The 16472-nt window shown below is 71.7% G+C and carries 15 protein-coding genes; 6 read left to right on the plus strand and 9 right to left on the minus strand.

The genetic code is table 11. The annotated features are described in order from the left end of the window. Positions 1 to 35: 35 nt before the first annotated feature. From hutH to OIC96_RS17525, 3 genes are all read right to left on the minus strand, one after another. Positions 36 to 1574, minus strand: a complete 1539-nt coding sequence (hutH, locus tag OIC96_RS17515) for a histidine ammonia-lyase (RefSeq protein WP_330310271.1) — start codon at positions 1572 to 1574, stop codon at positions 36 to 38. Positions 1575 to 1693: 119 nt separating this feature from the next. Next, positions 1694 to 2845 (minus strand): GGDEF domain-containing protein, encoded by a 1152-nt coding sequence (locus OIC96_RS17520; RefSeq protein WP_330306927.1) that lies wholly within the window; start codon positions 2843 to 2845, stop codon positions 1694 to 1696. A 190-nt stretch (positions 2846 to 3035) separates the two neighbouring features. After that, positions 3036 to 3842 carry an enoyl-CoA hydratase/isomerase family protein gene (locus OIC96_RS17525; protein ID WP_330306926.1) on the minus strand — a complete coding sequence of 269 codons (807 nt, stop codon included), beginning with the start codon at positions 3840 to 3842 and terminating at the stop codon, positions 3036 to 3038. 213 nt (positions 3843 to 4055) lie between these two features. On the opposite strand from OIC96_RS17525, the gene OIC96_RS17530 reads away from it, so the two are divergent. Further along, entirely contained in the window at positions 4056 to 5000 is a 945-nt protein-coding gene (locus OIC96_RS17530) for a hypothetical protein (RefSeq protein ID WP_330306925.1), read from the plus strand. A gap of 53 nt (positions 5001 to 5053) precedes the next feature. Here the strand turns inward: OIC96_RS17530 and OIC96_RS17535 are convergent, their stop codons facing one another. Beyond that, a complete protein-coding gene (locus tag OIC96_RS17535) occupies positions 5054 to 6304 on the minus strand; it encodes an adenylate/guanylate cyclase domain-containing protein (RefSeq protein ID WP_406502028.1) in 1251 nt (416 codons plus the stop codon). A gap of 275 nt (positions 6305 to 6579) precedes the next feature. Next, positions 6580 to 7446 carry a biotin--[acetyl-CoA-carboxylase] ligase gene (locus OIC96_RS17540; RefSeq protein WP_330306924.1) on the minus strand — a complete coding sequence of 289 codons (867 nt, stop codon included), beginning with the start codon at positions 7444 to 7446 and terminating at the stop codon, positions 6580 to 6582. A 147-nt stretch (positions 7447 to 7593) separates the two neighbouring features. Here OIC96_RS17540 and OIC96_RS17545 point away from each other — a divergent pair, with 147 nt between their 5' ends. Together OIC96_RS17545 and OIC96_RS17550 are read left to right on the plus strand one after the other, a co-directional pair. Continuing rightward, on the plus strand, positions 7594 to 9186 hold the full coding sequence (locus tag OIC96_RS17545) for an acyl-CoA carboxylase subunit beta (protein ID WP_330306923.1): 1593 nt from the start codon (positions 7594 to 7596) through the stop codon (positions 9184 to 9186). A 31-nt stretch (positions 9187 to 9217) separates the two neighbouring features. Next, positions 9218 to 9427, plus strand: a complete 210-nt coding sequence (locus OIC96_RS17550) for an acyl-CoA carboxylase epsilon subunit (RefSeq protein ID WP_330306922.1) — start codon at positions 9218 to 9220, stop codon at positions 9425 to 9427. Between the two features lie 24 nt (positions 9428 to 9451). On the opposite strand, the gene OIC96_RS17555 is transcribed toward OIC96_RS17550, so the two are convergent. Further along, complete coding sequence (locus tag OIC96_RS17555) at positions 9452 to 10585, minus strand: SGNH/GDSL hydrolase family protein (protein WP_330306921.1); 1134 nt, start codon at positions 10583 to 10585, stop codon at positions 9452 to 9454. Between the two features lie 164 nt (positions 10586 to 10749). On the opposite strand from OIC96_RS17555, the gene mmpB reads away from it, so the two are divergent. Both mmpB and OIC96_RS17565 read left to right on the plus strand, forming a co-directional pair. Beyond that, positions 10750 to 10878 (plus strand): morphogenic membrane protein MmpB, encoded by a 129-nt coding sequence (gene mmpB, locus OIC96_RS17560; RefSeq protein WP_327431229.1) that lies wholly within the window; start codon positions 10750 to 10752, stop codon positions 10876 to 10878. A 67-nt stretch (positions 10879 to 10945) separates the two neighbouring features. Continuing rightward, positions 10946 to 11566 (plus strand): Maf family protein, encoded by a 621-nt coding sequence (locus OIC96_RS17565; RefSeq protein WP_330306920.1) that lies wholly within the window; start codon positions 10946 to 10948, stop codon positions 11564 to 11566. A gap of 13 nt (positions 11567 to 11579) precedes the next feature. Here OIC96_RS17565 and OIC96_RS17570 read toward each other — a convergent pair whose 3' ends face one another. Next, positions 11580 to 12089 carry a hypothetical protein gene (locus OIC96_RS17570; protein WP_330306919.1) on the minus strand — a complete coding sequence of 170 codons (510 nt, stop codon included), beginning with the start codon at positions 12087 to 12089 and terminating at the stop codon, positions 11580 to 11582. Between the two features lie 355 nt (positions 12090 to 12444). On the opposite strand from OIC96_RS17570, the gene OIC96_RS17575 reads away from it, so the two are divergent. Then, positions 12445 to 14217 carry an acetyl/propionyl/methylcrotonyl-CoA carboxylase subunit alpha gene (locus OIC96_RS17575; protein ID WP_330306918.1) on the plus strand — a complete coding sequence of 591 codons (1773 nt, stop codon included), beginning with the start codon at positions 12445 to 12447 and terminating at the stop codon, positions 14215 to 14217. 89 nt (positions 14218 to 14306) lie between these two features. Here the strand turns inward: OIC96_RS17575 and OIC96_RS17580 are convergent, their stop codons facing one another. Together OIC96_RS17580 and OIC96_RS17585 are read right to left on the minus strand one after the other, a co-directional pair. Then, complete coding sequence (locus OIC96_RS17580; RefSeq protein WP_330306917.1) at positions 14307 to 15008, minus strand: hypothetical protein; 702 nt, start codon at positions 15006 to 15008, stop codon at positions 14307 to 14309. Positions 15009 to 15174: 166 nt separating this feature from the next. Next, a complete protein-coding gene (locus OIC96_RS17585; protein ID WP_330306916.1) occupies positions 15175 to 16170 on the minus strand; it encodes a helix-turn-helix transcriptional regulator in 996 nt (331 codons plus the stop codon). Positions 16171 to 16472: the final 302 nt, after the last annotated feature.

Consider the following 16472-nt stretch of genomic DNA (forward strand, 5'->3'; position numbering starts at 1 on the left):
GCCGCTGTGACAGCGGCGGCCCGGAAGTGCTCCGGTCAGGCCAGCGGTCCGGTCACCGGCTCCACCGCCGCGACCACGTGGCCGCCGCGCACGAAGGCGTCCGCCGCCTCCAGGTCCGGGGAGAGGAAGCGGTCCGGGCCGGGGCCCTGGACGCCGGCCGCACGGACGGCGTCGATGACCGCCTGCGACGCCGGGGCGGGGGTCAGGCCCTCGCGCAGCTCGATCGCGCGGGTGGCGGCGTACAGCTCGATCGCGACGATCCGGGTGAGGTTGTCCACGGCGGTACGCAGCTTGCGCGCGGCCGACCACCCCATCGACACATGGTCCTCCTGCATCGCGGAGGAGGGGATGGAGTCGGCGGACGCCGGTACGGCGAGCCGCTTCATCTCGCTGACCAGCGCGGCCTGCGTGTACTGGGCGATCATCAGGCCCGAGTCGACGCCGGCGTCGTCCGCGAGGAACGGCGGCAAGCCGTGCGAGCGGTTCTTGTCGAGCAGCCGGTCGGTGCGGCGCTCGGCGATGGAGCCGAGGTCGGCCGCCGCGATGGCGAGGAAGTCGAGGACGTACGCGACCGGGGCGCCGTGGAAGTTGCCGTTGGACTCGACGCGGCCGTCGGGGAGGACGACCGGGTTGTCGACGGCGGAGGCGAGTTCACGCTCGGCGACCGTGCGCGCGTGGGCGAGGGTGTCGCGGCCGGCGCCGGCGACCTGCGGGGCGCAGCGCACGGAGTAGGCGTCCTGGACGCGCGGGGCGCCGTCCTGGTGGTGCCCGGTGAGCTCCGAACCCTTCAGCACGGCCAGCATGTTGGCGGCCGCGGCGCCCTGCCCGGGGTGCGGGCGGATGGCGTGCAGCTCGGGGGCGAGGACCTTGTCCGTCCCGAGGAGGGCTTCGAGGGAGAGCGCGGCCGTCACATCGGCGGACTTGTAGAGCGTCTCCAGGTCGGCGAGGGCCATGACCAGCATGCCGAGCATGCCGTCGGTGCCGTTGAGAAGGGCGAGGCCCTCCTTCTCGCGGAGCTCGACGGGCGCGATGCCGGCCTCGGCGAGCAGCTCGCCCGCGGGCCGTACGACTCCGTCCGGACCCTCGGCGTCGCCCTCGCCCATGAGCGTGAGCGCGCAGTGGGACAGCGGCGCCAGGTCGCCGGAGCAGCCGAGGGAGCCGTACTCGTGGACGACCGGGGTGATCCCGGCGTTGAGGATGTCCGCCATGGTCTGCGCGACCTCGGGCCGCACGCCCGTGTGTCCCGAGCAGACGGTCTTGAGCCGCAGGAACATCAGCGCGCGGACGACCTCGCGCTCCACGCGCGGGCCCATCCCGGCGGCGTGCGAGCGGACGATGTTGCGCTGCAGCTGGGCGCGCAGCTCCGGGCTGATGTGCCGGGTCGCGAGGGCGCCGAAACCGGTGGAGACGCCGTAGACGGGCTCCGGCTTGGCCGCCAGCGCGTCCACGATCTCGCGGGCCGCGGCCAGGGCCGCCACCGCCTCGTCGGAGAGTTCGATCCGGGCGCCGTCGCGCGCCACGGCGAGAACGTCGGACGCGGTCACCCCGGACGTCCCCACCACCACAGTGTGCATATCCATATTCAGGAGCGTACGCAGTGAATTCGATGATGTCACTAGCGGGTGGCCGGTTTACCCCTTACTCCGACGTACGTCACACAGGGCGCCGCGCCGGGCTCCCACTCCGGCGTCCGTCACGGGCGGCGCTCATGTCGCCCCCGGAAGCGGCGGCGCTCCCCTTCCGTGGGCGACGGCGCGTCCGCGAGGCGTACGACCGGGTCGTCGGGACCCTCGCGCCCGGCGACCACGGGCTTCGCCGCGCGCACGGCCTTGGCCCGGTACTGCGCGGCGTCGGCCAGCCGGAACAGCCGGCGGGCGGACCGCACGGGCCCGATCGGATCCTCGGTCGAGGCGACCCCGCACGCCACGCCCTCCCCCAGCTCCAACTCGGCGGCGCGGCGGCAGAGTTCATCGGCGATACGGACGACCTCGTCCGCCGCCGGGCCCACCGCCAGCAGACAGAACTCGTCGCCGCCGAGGCGTGCGGCGAGGGTGCCCGGGAGCATGGCCCCGCACAGGGACAGCACCGACCCGAACCGTTCGAGCAGCCGGTCACCGACCGCGTGCCCCTGGGTGTCGTTGACGCGCTTGAGCCCGTTGAGATCGCAGACGACGAGACTGACGACGACCGCGTCCTTCTTGTGCCGCTCGACGGCCTCGTCGAGGCGCACGTCCACGGCACGGCGGTTGGCGAGCCCGGTGAGCGCGTCGGTGAACGCCAGCCGCCGGGCCTCCTCCAGGCGCTCGGTCTGGGCGATCCCGGCCGCGACCACGGAGGCGAGGACGGTCGCGAAGTCGGCGTCGGCCCGCTCGAAGACCGGGGCACCGGTCGGCCGGGCCACATACAGCTCGCCCCACGCGCGGCCGTGCAGCACGATCGGGGCGACAACACAGCAACCGCGCCCGCGGCGGCGCAGCGCGGCGACACGTTGATGGCAGTACCCGGCGCCGCCTCCCGCCGGGCCGTCCGCCGTCTCCACCCAGGCGTTGGGCTCACCGCCGCCCGCCCACCGCTCGTGCAGAAACTCGGTGATCTCCGGGAACTGGTGCACCGGGTAGGCCTCCCCGTCGGGGAACTCGTCCTCGTCCGGGGCCCGCTCGCCGACGTTGGCGAGCACCCGCAGCCGGCCCAGTTCGCGCTCCCACACGGAGAGCGCGGCGAAGCTTCCGGCCAACGCATGGCACGCGCCGAGCGCGGCGGCCCGCCACGACTCGCGCGGGGTGTGCGCCGCCGCCATCCCCTGCGACAGCTCCACCACAGCCCTCAGCCGTCTGTCCTCACCCATCACTCCAGGCTAGGTAAAACTGTGGCATTTCGGGACATTGATGCGGCGAACAGGGGTCCGAGGCGGTGGTTCGGGTGAGGTTGCGTGTCGACTGCGGGACGGTGGGGGCTGGTCGCGCAGTTCCCCGCGCCCCTTTTAGGGACGGTGGGAACTGCGCAATCTTTTAGCGGGGGTCTGGGGCGAGAAACGCCTACTCCCCCGGCCACCGCGGCGCACGCTTCTCGTTGAACGCCGCCACACCCTCCGCCCGGTCCCCCGAGAAGGCCACGGAGCGCCAGGCGGCATCCTCGACCTCAAGCCCCGCACGCAGATCGAGCCCCTGCCCAAGCCGCAGCGCACGCTTGGCCGCCCGCAGCCCAACGGGCGAGTTCGCGGCGATGCGGGCACCGAGCGCGAGGGCTTCCGCCCGGTCCTCACCCTCCGCCACCAACTCGTCCACGAGGCCCAACTCCCGCGCCTCGGCGGCCTCCAGACGCCGCGCCGAGAAGATGAGCTCGGCCGCGCGCGCGGCACCGACCCTGCGGGGCAGCAGCTGCGTACCGCCCCCACCGGGGATCACCCCGACGGACACCTCGGGCAGCCCGACGACCGCCGTACGGTCGGCCACGATCAGGTCGCACGACAGCGCCAGCTCGAACCCGCCGCCCAGCGCGAAGCCGTGCACGGCGGCGACGGTCGGCATCGGCAGCTCCAGGACACCGGTGTACGCGGCCCGCGCCACCGGGCGCTGCCGCACCAGGTCGGCGTCGGTGAAGGAGTTGCGCTCCTTCAGGTCGGCGCCGACACAGAAGGCGCGCTCATGGGTGGAGGTCAGCACGACCACCCGTACGTCACGGTCGGCGCCGAGCGCCTCGCAGGCGGCGGCGATCGACCGGGCCATGTCCGTGGACACCGCGTTCATGGCCTTGGGCCGGTCGAGGGCGAGCTCCGCGACGTACCCGTGCCGCCGTACGGCGACGAACTCCCCGAACCGCCGCTCGTCCCCTTGCTCCGCCATGACACCCTCCCGATGACCGGTTAACGCGGGTTAACTTCCCACGCCTCCGATCATCGCAGCCGACGCCGCCCGACGAAACCCGTCCCCTCGCCCCGCACCTCCCCGTTCGGGTGACATCCCGCCCAACTCCGTTCCGCCACCCCCAAACCGCACATAACCTACGCACCGCCACAACGCGTTCGGGGGGCGCGGGCACATCGGGGAGGGACGACCATGACGAACCGACAGACCACACAGGCCACGAAGACCCGGCCGGAGCCGCGACGCACACCCCCAGGGGGCGCGTCGGCGGAGCCCAAAGCGGTGGACGGCACATGGGCGGATCTCAGGACGACCGGCAACGACCGACTCGCCGCTCCGACCGGCGGGGGCGCATGGGCCGGCCCGGCAGCGGAGGCGTCGCCGTCCACGAGCGGGGCAGCCGCCTACGACGGGACGGCGAGGCGCCGCACGCTGAGCAGGCCTACGCCTACGCCCCCCACGTCCACCGCATCCGCCGCATCCGCCGCATCCGCCGAGGGCACTCCCGCAAGCGGCCCGGCGCCCGCGGCGGCCGCATCGGGCTCCGGCGGCGCGACCCCCGCTCCCCTCTGGCAGCGCCCCGTCAAGGGGCGGCATCGCAGGCCCCGGCCGCGGCGGGTGCTGTTCGCCGTGGGTGGACTCGCCCTCGCCGCCGGGGTGTTGAGCCTCGTACGGATGACGCCGGAGTCGATGATCGGGGGTGGAGGGAGCGCGGAGGCCGAGCCGACCGGGGCGACCGTCACGGACGCGGCCGGCGACGCCGTCACCACCGTCAAGGCCGTGCCCTCCGCCGCACATCCGGTGGCCGCCACGGCGACGGCGGTCATGGGCGGGGCCGGCTCGACGCCGACGCCGGGCGTGAGCCTCGCGCCGACGGCGCCTCCGACGACGGGGCCCGCGTCCATCCCGTCGGCTCACGGGAGCGCCCCCGCGGCCCCCGCACCGGACGCGACCGGCATTCCCACCGCTCCCATGGCCACACCACCGCCCCCGGCCGCGACCACGCCCGCCGCGACGCAGCCCGCCCCCGGCGCGACCACCCACGCCCCGGCCCCGGGACCCGGCACACCGGGCGTGTGCGTGCCGATCGTCGGGATCTGCGTGAACGGCCTGACGGCGCCGCTGGGCCACCGCTAGATGGCTGGACGGCTGGACGGCTGGACGGCCTGGGCGACGGCCGACAGGAAGAGCTAGGACTCGGCGTCCCTGCGGGCGAGCAGCCAGGGTTCGATCACGCCGAGGCCGCGGACCGGGCGCTGCCACATCGGCTGGAGGGCGAAGCGGTAGGAGGGCGGTTCCTCGCCCTCCTTCTCCGCGGCGGCCGCGGCTTCGGCGGCCTCCGCCTCGGAGGCGGGGGCGTCGCCGGTGTGGATCAGTTCCTCCGCGAAGGCGCCGTCCACCAGGACCGCGTCGCGTGGCGCTATCGAGGTGAGGCGGCTCGCCAGGTTCACGGTCGTACCGAACACATCGCCCATTCGAGTGGTCACCGTGCCGAAGGCGATGCCGACGCGCAGCTCCGGCATCGTCTCGTCGTTCGCCATGGTCTCGATGAGGCGCAGCGCGATCTCGGCGGCGATACCGGCGTCGTCCGCCGAGTACAGGACCTCGTCGCCCAGGGTCTTGATGAGGCGGCCCCCGTGCGCGGCCACCAGGTCCGCCGCCGTGGTCTCGAAGGCCTCGACGAGTTCCCCGAGCTCCTCTTCCTCCATGCGGCGGGTCAGCCGCGTGAAACCGACCAGGTCCGCGAAGCCGACGGCGAGACGGCGGTCGACCATTTCGGCGTCGTCCGCCGCCTGTACGACCCGTCCGGTCGCGGCGGCGAGCTGGCGCCGCCAGACATAGACGAGGAACTCCTCCAGCTCGGGCAGGAGCAGCTCGATCAGGGGGTACGTCACCTCGGTGCGCGTCATTCCCGGTTCCGGGGGCTCGGTCAGCCCCTCCAGGAACGAATCGATCTGCCACTCGGCCAGGCGGGCGGTGGTCTGGCCGGTGGAGCGCGCCACCTGCACGGCCATGGCCTCGCTCAGCAGGCCCGCCTCGACGAGACCGGCGAGGCGGCGCAGGGCGAGGACGTCCGCTTCCGTCAGCGCCTTGGCCTGGCCGATGTCGGCGAAGCCCATGGCGCGCCAGAAGCGGGAGGCCAGTTCCATGGAGACGCCTGCGCTGCGGGCGGCCTGGAACGGGGTGTAGCGGCGTTCGGCGCCGAGGATGAGCCCTTCCAGGCGGAGCGCCAGCGGGTCTTCTTCGGAGTCCGGGTCGGGGTGTGCGTCCAGGCGGGTGTTCGCGTCGGGGCGGCGTTCGTACCGGCTGTCCGGGCCGGCGTCGGGCCGTGCGTCCGGGCGGGTGGGGGTCGCGTCGGTGACCGACCCGGCGGTACGGGGCGACTCGCCGTCGGGGGCGGGGTGGGAACCCGTGTCGGAGCCGGTGTCGTCGACGGTCACGCCTGCTGCCCTTCCGATCTGCCGCGGTCAGGTATCGACCGCGGTCAACTCTACGGCAGGTGTGCGCTGGCTCACTCCTGACGCCTGCGCCCGAGGCAACCAGGTTTTTCCGCCCCCGCCGCCCCTACCCGTCCCATCCGTACCTGGGGGCTGCGCCCCAGACCCCCGCTAAAAGATTGCGCAGTTCCCCGCGCCCCTTTTAGGGGCGCGGGGAACTGCGCAATCTTTTGGACCAGCCCCCACCCACCCGCACCCGACCCAGAAACCCGGGGGGGTTACGCCGAGCGGAGGTGGATCACATCTCCCGCGCCCACCGGCTGCTGTACCCCCTCCTCCGTGGCGATGACCAGGCGCCCGGAACCGTCCACGGCCACCGCCTCCCCCGTGAGGGACCCCCCGCCGGGCAGCTCGGCCCGGACCGTGCGGCCGAGCGTCGCGCAGCCGGCGGCGTAGGTGTCCTGGAGGCCGGACGCGGCGGGATCGCCCCCGGCGGCGCGCCAGCGCTCGTACCACTGCTCCAAGGAGCGGAGCACGGCACGCAGCACGGTGTCACGGTCAGTGGTCGCCGCCCCCGCGAGCGCCAGCGACCCCGCCCCGGGCACAGGGAGCTCGTCCTCGCGGAGCGTGACGTTGATGCCGATGCCGACCACCACCGCGTCCTCGCCCGCCCGCTCCGCGAGGATGCCGCCGGCCTTCCGTTCCTCCCCGCCCACGGTCACCAGCAGGTCATTGGGCCACTTGAGTGCCGTATCGACGCCGGCGGCCCGCGAGAGCCCCGTCGCGACGGCCACGCCGGTGAGGAGCGGCAGCCAGCCCCAGCGCTCGACGGGGACCTGGGTGGGCTTGAGCAGGACGGAGAAGAAGAGGCCGGAGCGGGCGGGCGCCGTCCACTGGCGGTCCAGGCGGCCGCGCCCGGCGTTCTGTTCCTCGGCGACGAAGACGACCCCTTCGTCGGCCTTCTGCTCCGTGGCCAGGGCGACCAGGTCGGAGTTGGTGGACCCGGTGCGCTGCACCACGTCGACATCGCGCCAGAGCCCGTCCTCGCGGACCAGCGCTCTGCGCAAGGAGGCCGCGTTGAGCGGCGGACGGTCCAGGTCGGACCACCGGTTGTCGTTCGCGTCTGAAGCATCTCGCGGCGTCATGCAACCCACCCTAGGTGTGGTAAACGCCGCACTGCCGAACAGTAGGCACGCCACTACGCTACGGATGAGTAGCAAGCCCCCAGCAAGCCCCCCTTCTGAGCACCTCACCCTCACGTCCCCTTAGATCAGGCAGGGAGCCGCATCCCGATGTCCGAGCCGGAACAGCTGCAACACCCCGACATCCACACCACCGCGGGCAAGCTCGCGGACTTGCAGCGCCGCATTCAAGAAGCGACGCACGCCGGCTCGGAGCGCGCCGTCGAAAAGCAGCACGCCAAGGGCAAGTTGACGGCCCGTGAGCGCATCGAGCTGCTGATGGACGAAGGGTCCTTCGTCGAGTTCGACGAGTTCGCACAGCACCGGTCGACCGACTTCGGGCTGGAGAACAACCGCCCGTACGGCGACGGTGTCGTCACCGGCTACGGCACGGTCGACGGCCGCCCCGTCGCCGTGTTCTCGCAGGACTTCACCGTCTTCGGCGGCGCCCTCGGCGAGGTCTTCGGCCAGAAGATCATGAAGGTGATGGACTTCGCGCTGAAGACCGGCTGTCCGGTCATCGGTATCAACGACTCCGGTGGCGCCCGTATCCAGGAGGGTGTCAGCGCCCTCGGGATGTACGGGGAGATCTTCCGCCGGAACACCCATGCGTCCGGCGTGATTCCGCAGATCTCGCTCGTCGTCGGGCCCTGCGCGGGCGGCGCCGTGTACTCCCCCGCGATCACCGACTTCACGGTCATGGTCGACCAGACCTCGCACATGTTCATCACCGGCCCGGACGTCATCAAGACGGTCACCGGCGAGGACGTCGGCTTCGAGGAGCTGGGCGGGGCCAGGACCCACAACTCCGTCTCCGGCGTGGCGCATCACATGGCCGGGGACGAGAAGGACGCCATCGAGTACGTCAAGCAGTTGCTGTCGTACCTGCCGTCCAACAACCTCAGCGAGCCCCCGGTGTTCCCGGAGGAGGCGGACCTCACCCTCACCGACGAGGACCGCGAGCTGGACACGATCGTGCCGGACAGCGCGAACCAGCCGTACGACATGCACGCGGTGATCGAACACATCCTGGACGACGCCGAGTTCTTCGAGACGCAGGCACTGTTCGCGCCGAACATCCTCACGGGATTCGGGCGGGTCGAGGGGCACCCCGTCGGCATCGTCGCCAACCAGCCGATGCAGTTCGCCGGCTGCCTCGACATCGACGCCTCCGAGAAGGCGGCCCGCTTCGTGCGGACCTGCGACGCCTTCAACGTTCCCGTCATCACCTTCGTGGACGTGCCCGGCTTCCTCCCGGGCGTCGACCAGGAGCACACCGGCATCATCCGCCGCGGCGCCAAGCTGATCTACGCCTACGCCGAGGCCACCGTCCCCCTCATCACCGTCATCACCCGCAAGGCGTTCGGCGGCGCGTACGACGTCATGGGCTCCAAGCACCTCGGCGCCGACCTCAACCTGGCCTGGCCGACGGCGCAGATCGCGGTGATGGGCGCGCAGGGCGCGGTGAACATCCTGCACCGCCGCACCATCGCGGCCGCCGAGGACCAGGAGGCGACCCGGGCCCGGCTGATCCAGGAGTACGAGGACACGCTGCTGAACCCCTACACGGCGGCCGAGCGCGGCTACATCGACGGCGTGATCATGCCGTCCCAGACCCGCTCCCACGTCGTCCGGGGTCTGCGTCAACTGCGTACGAAGCGGGAATCACTGCCTCCGAAGAAGCACGGCAACATCCCGCTGTAGACCCCTGTAGACCCGGATCCTGGGAGCAGACATGACGATCAAGGTCGTACGGGGCAATCCGACCCCGGAGGAGCTGGCCGCCGCACTGGCGGTGGTCAGGGCGCGCGCCGCGACGGCGGTCTCCACCCCGTCCGGCGCGCCGCAGGAGCCGGACGCCTGGGCGGACCCGGCCCGGGTGGCCATGAGCCGCGTACCGGCCCCGGGCCCGAAGGCCTGGAGCCGCACGTACTGGCCCGGCTAGAGCAGTTCCGCGGAAGCAGTCGCGCTAGAGCAGTTCCGCCAGGACTTCGGCCATCACCGTGTACCCCACGTCATTCGGGTGCAGGTGATCGCCGAAGTCGTACGCCGGGTGCAGCCGGTCCGGGTCTCCCGGATCGGCCAGCACGCGGTTGAGGTCCACCACGGCGTCCCATTCCCCCGAGCCGCGGATCCACTCGTTCACCTCGTGGCTCACCTTCGCCGCGTGCTCGCCCCAGTGGTCGGAGCCGCCGAAGGGCAGCAGGGTGGACCCGATCACGCGTAGCCCCCTCGCGCGCGCCTGCCGTATCAACTCCCGGTAGCCGTCGATGAGTTCATCGGTCTCCAGCACCGGCGCGGGCTTGTACGTCGGCTGTTCGTCCGTCTCGCTGAAGCCGATGTCGTTGAGGCCCTGGAGCACCACGAGCGTGTCCACGCCGGGGTGGTCGAGGACGTCGCGCCCGAGGCGGTGGACGCCCTTCTCGCCGTACCAGGCCGAGTCGTTGAGCAGCAGATTCCCGCCGATGCCCGTATTGAGCACGGGCCGCCCGGTGCGTTCGGCGAGCGCGTCGGACCAGCGGCGGTTCGCGCCCGGGGTCGAGCCGAAGCCGTCGGTGAGGGAGTCCCCGAAGAGCGCCACGGCGTCCGTACGGCCGCCCGTGTCGACCTCGACGGCCGTCAGGACGTACCAGGACTCGGTGGTCTCGCCGAAGCCCTGGCCGTCGATGTCGTCGAGGCGGTTCCCCTCCCCCCGGTAGCTGGTCGCGAAGGCCTGCGCGTGGAAGGTCGCGGGCCCGGTGGCGGTATCGAAGTGGAGGGTGACGGTCACCGACTCCAGGGATTCCAGGGCGAGTTCGACCGGGTCGCTGACGACGAGCCCGCGCGCCGGGATCTCGGCATGGGCGGCCCCCTCGAAGGTGAGCCGCCGCACCGAGCCCGCCTCGACGGCGGCCCCCTCTCCCGTACGGGCCACGGTGGCGCCCGCGATCCGCAGCGGCGAGGTGCCGTAGGTGTGGGAGAGCCGGACGCGGAGCCGGGGGCCGCCCGCGGTGAGGCGGACGACCTGGCGCAGCGACTGGCGCCAGAAGCTCTCGCGCGACCAGTTGGGGGTGAAGCCTTCACTGGGGAGCTGGGGCGATGCGGTCCAGGCGGTGGTGAACACGGCAGTTCCCTCCTTAAAAGGGACCAGGGTTCCTTTAGCTGACCTCATGACCGTAGCAGGCGCACGAACACTAAAGAAACCTCAGACCCATTTACACGGGACGTACGCAAGTTGAGTACGCGTACTCAGGCGCGCGACCCCCTCACCACCGCACGATCGAGGACATGCTGTGGTCCGACCCGGAGAACGAGCCCCCCAAGGAACTCCGCGACATGCAGGACATGTTGCGGCGCCTGGGCGTTCTCATGGCGCTGGCCATGGTGCTCGCGATGATCGTGCTCGGCATCATGTGAACCGGTGGCACGTGTCGGGTGAACCGGCGGTACGGCGTGGGCCGATCGGCGCCGATACCCTGACCGCATGACCGATCAGCCGCGCCGCCGTCTCGTGCTCGCCTCGCAGTCCCCCGCCCGGCTCAACCTGCTGCGGCAGGCCGGACTCGCCCCCGAGGTGATCGTGAGCGGGGTCGACGAGGACGCCGTGACCGCGCCCACCCCCGCCGAACTCGCGCTCGCGCTGGCCGAGGCGAAGGCCTCCGTCGTGGCGGCGAAGCCCGAGGTCCAGGGCGCGCTGGTGATCGGCTGCGACTCGGTCCTCGACCTGGACGGCGAGGCGCTCGGCAAGCCCGCCGACGCGGAGGAGGCCACCGCCCGCTGGAAGTCGATGCGCGGCCGGGCGGGCACGCTCCAGACGGGGCACTGCGTCTACGACACGGCGGCCAAGCGCTATGTCGCCGCGGTCGCCTCCACGGTGGTCCGCTTCGGCGACCCGACCGACGCCGAGATCGCCGCGTACGTCGCCTCGGGCGAACCCCTCTACGTGGCGGGCGCGTTCACCCTCGACGGCCGCTCGGCCCCGTTCATCGAGGGCATCGACGGCGACCACGGCAACGTCATCGGTATCTCGCTGCCGCTGGTGCGCCGTCTGCTGGCCGAACTGGGCGTCGGCATCACGGACTTGTGGACGCCGCCGGAGAAGTGATCAGGAGAGGCGATCAGGACGCCGACGGGGCCGGCGGTGCGGCGATCGAGGCTCCGCCTCCGGTGTCGCCGTTCTTGCCGCCCTCGGGGTCCTCGCCGTCCCCGGGCGCGGCGTCGGCGGGACCGGCGGCCTCCCGGCGGTCGTACGCCATCAGGGTGAACACGATCAGCCCGAGCACCACCATCATGAAGGCGAACGCGCCCCAGCCCACCAGGCCCACCGTGAACGCGCCGAGCATGCCGTGCACCACGGCGGCACTGATGAGCAGGACGCGGCCGACGACACCCGGGGCGCGGTCGCGCAGGGCGATCAGCAGGGCAGCCAGACCGCACGCCGCGAAGTAGAGGCCGAAGACCACCCCCCCGACCTTCGACGACATGGACATCACGTCCGAGTCGATGCCGGCCATGGACATGTCCTGGCGGTCGACGACCACGCCGAGGAACCAGTTCAGCAACCCGATGCCGAGCGCCTCCACGAAGAGCACGATCGCCGCCACCCACGCCACCGGTCTGCGTACCACCGGTCCCCACCCACTTCCGAGTGCTGTTACCCCAAGTACGTTCGAGACATCCCGAACGCTACTAACGGGTAAAGCGCGGGACAAGTGTTCTGCCGAGGGCAAAGAATCATTGGGCCATTCGTAGGGACTCCACAAAGAAACGTTGTGGGGCGCAGCACGGAGGGACAGAGACCTTGACCACATCGGAGGGCTAGGGTTCAGGGAAGGATTCCTGCGTGCCGTGGTGCGACAAGGGATTTTGAGGGTCGGGCAAGCCTCGCATCACGCTCCGTGTGGGCAAGCTCACCACTGGGGACGGGTCGAAAGGTCGTGTCGGCAGTCCCTAAACTCGGCTTGTTTCAAGGAGGGAGCCATCGTGCGCAAGGTGCTCATCGCCAACCGTGGCGAAATCGCTGTCCGCGTGGCCCGGGCGTGCCGGGATGCCGGGATCGCGAGCGTTGCCGTGTATGCGGAACCGGACCGGGACGCTCTGCATGTCCGTGCGGCGGACGAGGCGTTCGCGTTGGGCGGTGACACCCCGGCCACCAGTTACCTGGACATCGCCAAGGTGCTGCAGGCCGCCAAGGATGCGGGGGCGGATGCCATCCACCCCGGTTACGGCTTCCTGTCCGAGAACGCCGAGTTCGCCCAGGCCGTTCTCGACGCCAACCTGATCTGGATTGGCCCGCCCCCGCAGGCCATCCGTGACCTCGGGGACAAGGTCGCCGCCCGGCACATCGCCCAGCGCGCCGGCGCCCCCCTGGTCGCGGGCACCCCCGACCCGGTCTCCGGCGCGGAGGAGGTCGTGGCGTTCGCCGAGCAGCACGGCCTGCCGATCGCGATCAAGGCCGCGTTCGGCGGTGGCGGGCGCGGTCTGAAGGTCGCCCGCACCCTGGAGGAGGTCCCCGAGCTGTACGAGTCCGCGGTGCGCGAGGCGGTCGCCGCGTTCGGGCGGGGCGAGTGCTTCGTCGAGCGTTACCTCGACAAGCCCCGCCACGTGGAGACGCAGTGCCTGGCCGACTCCCACGGCAACGTCGTCGTCGTCTCCACCCGTGACTGCTCGCTGCAGCGCCGCCACCAGAAGCTGGTCGAGGAGGCGCCCGCGCCGTTCCTCTCCGACGCGCAGGTCGCCGAGCTGTACGCCTCCTCCAAGGCCATCCTGAAGGAGGCCGGCTACGTCGGCGCCGGCACCGTGGAGTTCCTCGTCGGCATGGACGGCACGATCTCCTTCCTGGAGGTCAACACCCGCCTGCAGGTCGAGCACCCCGTCACCGAGGAAGTCGCCGGGATCGACCTGGTCCGCGAAATGTTCCGCATCGCCGACGGCGAGCCTCTCGGCTACGGCGACCCCGAACTGCGCGGCCACTCCATCGAGTTCCGCATCAACGGCGAAGACCCCGGCCGCGGCTTCCTGCCCGCCCCGGGCACCGTCACCGCCTTCGCCGCGCCGACCGGCCCGGGTGTGCGGCTGGACGCGGGCGTGGAGTCCGGCAGCGTGATCGGCCCGGCCTGGGACTCCCTGCTCGCCAAGCTGATCGTCACCGGCGCCACCCGCGAACAGGCCCTCCAGCGCGCCGCCCGCGCCCTCGCCGAATTCCAGGTGGAGGGCATGGCCACCGCCATCCCCTTCCACCGCGCGGTCGTCACCGACCCGGCCTTCGCCCCCGAACTGGGCGGCTCGGACGCGCCGTTCACGGTCCACACCCGCTGGATCGAGACCGAGTTCGTCAACGAGATCCCCGCCTTCACGACCTCCACCGACACCGAGGCCGAGGAGGAGCCGGGCCGCGAGACCGTGGTCGTCGAGGTCGGCGGCAAGCGCCTGGAGGTCTCCCTGCCGGTCTCGCTGGGCATGTCGCTGGCCCGCACCGGACTTGCCGCCGGCGCCAAGCCCAAGCGCCGCGCCGCCAAGAAGTCCGGCCCCGTCGCCTCCGGTGACACCCTCGCCTCCCCGATGCAGGGCACCATCGTCAAGGTCGCCGTCGAGGAAGGCCAGGAAGTCAACGAAGGCGACCTGATCGTCGTCCTGGAAGCCATGAAGATGGAACAGCCCCTCAACGCCCACCGCTCCGGCACCATCAAGGGCCTGAGCGCGGAGGTCGGCGCGTCCGTCACCTCCGGCGCCGCCATCTGCGAAATCAAGGACTGATCACTCAGTCTCTGTGTGACACCCGAAGCGCCCGGCGGACTGGAGCAGTCAGTCCGCCGGGCGCTTCGTTCTTCCCCCGTCCCCCGTGGCTATGCGGTACGCACCCAGCCGATGCCCTGGCGGATGATGACCAGGCCCGCCACCCCGAAGGCGATGCCCATCATCACGAAGGAGAGGACGGTGACGGGCATGATGCCGCCCGCGTAACCGACGACGTTGAGCGGCATCGACAGGATCAGCACCCAGGCCGCCCAGGGCGCGATCACCCGGCCCCGCAGCAGCGCCACCCCGAGCAGGATCGCGCCCACGACGTGCGCGAACACGAAGTAGAGGGTCGGCACACCGACCACCGGCAGCTCGAACGTGCCGTCCCCGATCTTGGCCAGCACCGACTGGCTCACGCCCTTGTGGAGCCCGCCGAGCGCGACCACGTCCAGCGACGGCGTCACGGAGATCGCCGCCATTCCGGTGCCGAGCAGGAGCATCCCCCACAGTCCGAGCTTCGGCGAGTACCGCATGGCCAGCAGCCCCACGACGACCGTGCCGGCCACGAGGGCGATCGTCCCCAGTACCCAGCCCCAGACGGTGAGTTCGGTGATCGACCGGTGGTCGGCGATCTGGTTGATCATCTCCCTGTTGGAGTCGGCGGTCCCGTACGGAATGAGCGCTATGGCGGCCGCGAACAGCAGCGGGCCGAGCGCCGCCGTGACCGCCATGATCCTGCGGCCTGTCGTGGCCCCCGAAGCGGTGGCCTCGGCAACGGTATGTGCGCGTGACGGCGTCGCGGTCATCGAAGTCCCCCTAGGCAGACCGCCCCTGGTCGGGACGTCCTGCCCCCAGTGAAGCGACCGGACCTGGCCCATGACCATCCGTCAATTCTGACCGGTCGCGACATGTCGTGTCCTCGCGTGCCGGAGGGCGGGCCGCGTCAGGGCCACGTCAGGGTCGTGTCGACGGTCAGTCGTCGAGCAGCCCCAGGTCCCTGCCGCGCCGCAGCAGCGCCGCCGTGTGCCCGGCCTCCAGTTTCCGGTGCAGGGAGGCGATATAGCCGCGTACGGTCGCCGCCGAGAGCCCCATCCTGTTCGCCGCCTCCGTGGCCGTACGGCCGCTGTCGAGGTGCACCAGGGTCCGGTGCTCCTGCTCGGTCACGCCGAACAGCCGGGCGGCGGCGCGCCCTTGGGCGAGGTCGCGGAGCAGCAGGAGTGTGGGGAGCCCGGGCGCGGTCGGGGAGAGGGGCCGTACCTCGACATGGCGTACGGCGAAGGGCACGGTCCCGGCGACGCGGGGGTCCTCGCGTACGAGGGGCAGCAGGGCGGCGGCGGCCGCGTTGAGGGCGTACGGGTGTCCGTGCTCGTCGAGGGCGGCGACGCCGCGGCCCTGGCTGCCGACCAGTTCCAGGGCTACGGCGGAGAGGGCGATCAGGCGCTTGCGCTCGGCCAGGTGGCGTTCCGCCGCCGCGAGCTGGAGCTGCGCGAAGCCGAGGAGGTCGCGTTCCCTTTCGTTGAAGTCGCTGCCGCTGCGGACGAGGGCGTACCCCTTGACGATCGTCGTGTCCGAGCCGCCCGAGGCGACGAGGTGCCGGCGCATCCCGAAGGGCCGGAAGTCCAGGTTGAAGCAGTGGGTGCGCTGCCACTGCCGGTCCCCGGCCACGTCGCTGACCTTCCAGGCCTCGGGGGTCGGTGTCTGGAGCATGACCTCGGTCAGCGGGTGGTCCAGGGGATGGTTGTAGATCACCATCGGGTCCTCGTGGAAGGAACCCTCGGGATGGGAGAGGGCGGCGAGGCCCGTGGTCAGGGAGTCAGCCGAGAGCCGGTACCACTGGCCCGCGTCGCAGGGGATCAGTTCCATCAGCGCCAGCAGCGCGCGCTCCCGCAACTCCTCGACGGATCCGGCCTCTTCGGCCTCCCGGACGAGCCGCAGCACGCGGCGCCCGTCCGCACCGCTGATCTCCATGCACACTCTCCCGGCGCTGCTCCCGCCAAGGGACGTACCAGAACAAGATACGGCTTTGCTCCCGCACGGGAAGGCCGTTCGGCAGCCCCCGATGGCACGGTGAACCGCGGCCGCGGGGCAGGAGAGGGCAGGTGAATGCCGTGGTGGGCACGACCGCACGGGAGAGAGCGGGGGCGCCCGGGCCCCCGGAGAACCCCGGGGCGCGGCGCGCCCTGCGTGCCGACGCCCGGCGCAGCCCCGCGCGGAACGCGCAACGGCGGTTCGGACTTCGCGCTGAACGCGCAACGCCGGTTCGGACCTCG

The organism is Streptomyces sp. NBC_00775 (genome assembly GCF_036347135.1).
Lineage (GTDB): Bacteria > Actinomycetota > Actinomycetes > Streptomycetales > Streptomycetaceae > Streptomyces > Streptomyces lutosisoli.

Coding starts and splice junctions, on each gene's coding strand:
- OIC96_RS17530 (WP_330306925.1), top strand. CDS start 4,056: ATGACGAACCGACAGACCACACAGGCCACGAAGACCCGGCCGGAGCCG.
- OIC96_RS17520 (WP_330306927.1), bottom strand. CDS start 2,845: ATGGGTGAGGACAGACGGCTGAGGGCTGTGGTGGAGCTGTCGCAGGGG.
- OIC96_RS17580 (WP_330306917.1), bottom strand. CDS start 15,008: ATGACCGCGACGCCGTCACGCGCACATACCGTTGCCGAGGCCACCGCT.
- OIC96_RS17540 (WP_330306924.1), bottom strand. CDS start 7,446: ATGACGCCGCGAGATGCTTCAGACGCGAACGACAACCGGTGGTCCGAC.
- hutH (WP_330310271.1), bottom strand. CDS start 1,574: ATGCACACTGTGGTGGTGGGGACGTCCGGGGTGACCGCGTCCGACGTT.
- OIC96_RS17525 (WP_330306926.1), bottom strand. CDS start 3,842: ATGGCGGAGCAAGGGGACGAGCGGCGGTTCGGGGAGTTCGTCGCCGTA.
- OIC96_RS17545 (WP_330306923.1), top strand. CDS start 7,594: ATGTCCGAGCCGGAACAGCTGCAACACCCCGACATCCACACCACCGCG.
- OIC96_RS17565 (WP_330306920.1), top strand. CDS start 10,946: ATGACCGATCAGCCGCGCCGCCGTCTCGTGCTCGCCTCGCAGTCCCCC.
- OIC96_RS17585 (WP_330306916.1), bottom strand. CDS start 16,170: ATGGAGATCAGCGGTGCGGACGGGCGCCGCGTGCTGCGGCTCGTCCGG.
- mmpB (WP_327431229.1), top strand. CDS start 10,750: ATGCTGTGGTCCGACCCGGAGAACGAGCCCCCCAAGGAACTCCGCGAC.
- OIC96_RS17550 (WP_330306922.1), top strand. CDS start 9,218: ATGACGATCAAGGTCGTACGGGGCAATCCGACCCCGGAGGAGCTGGCC.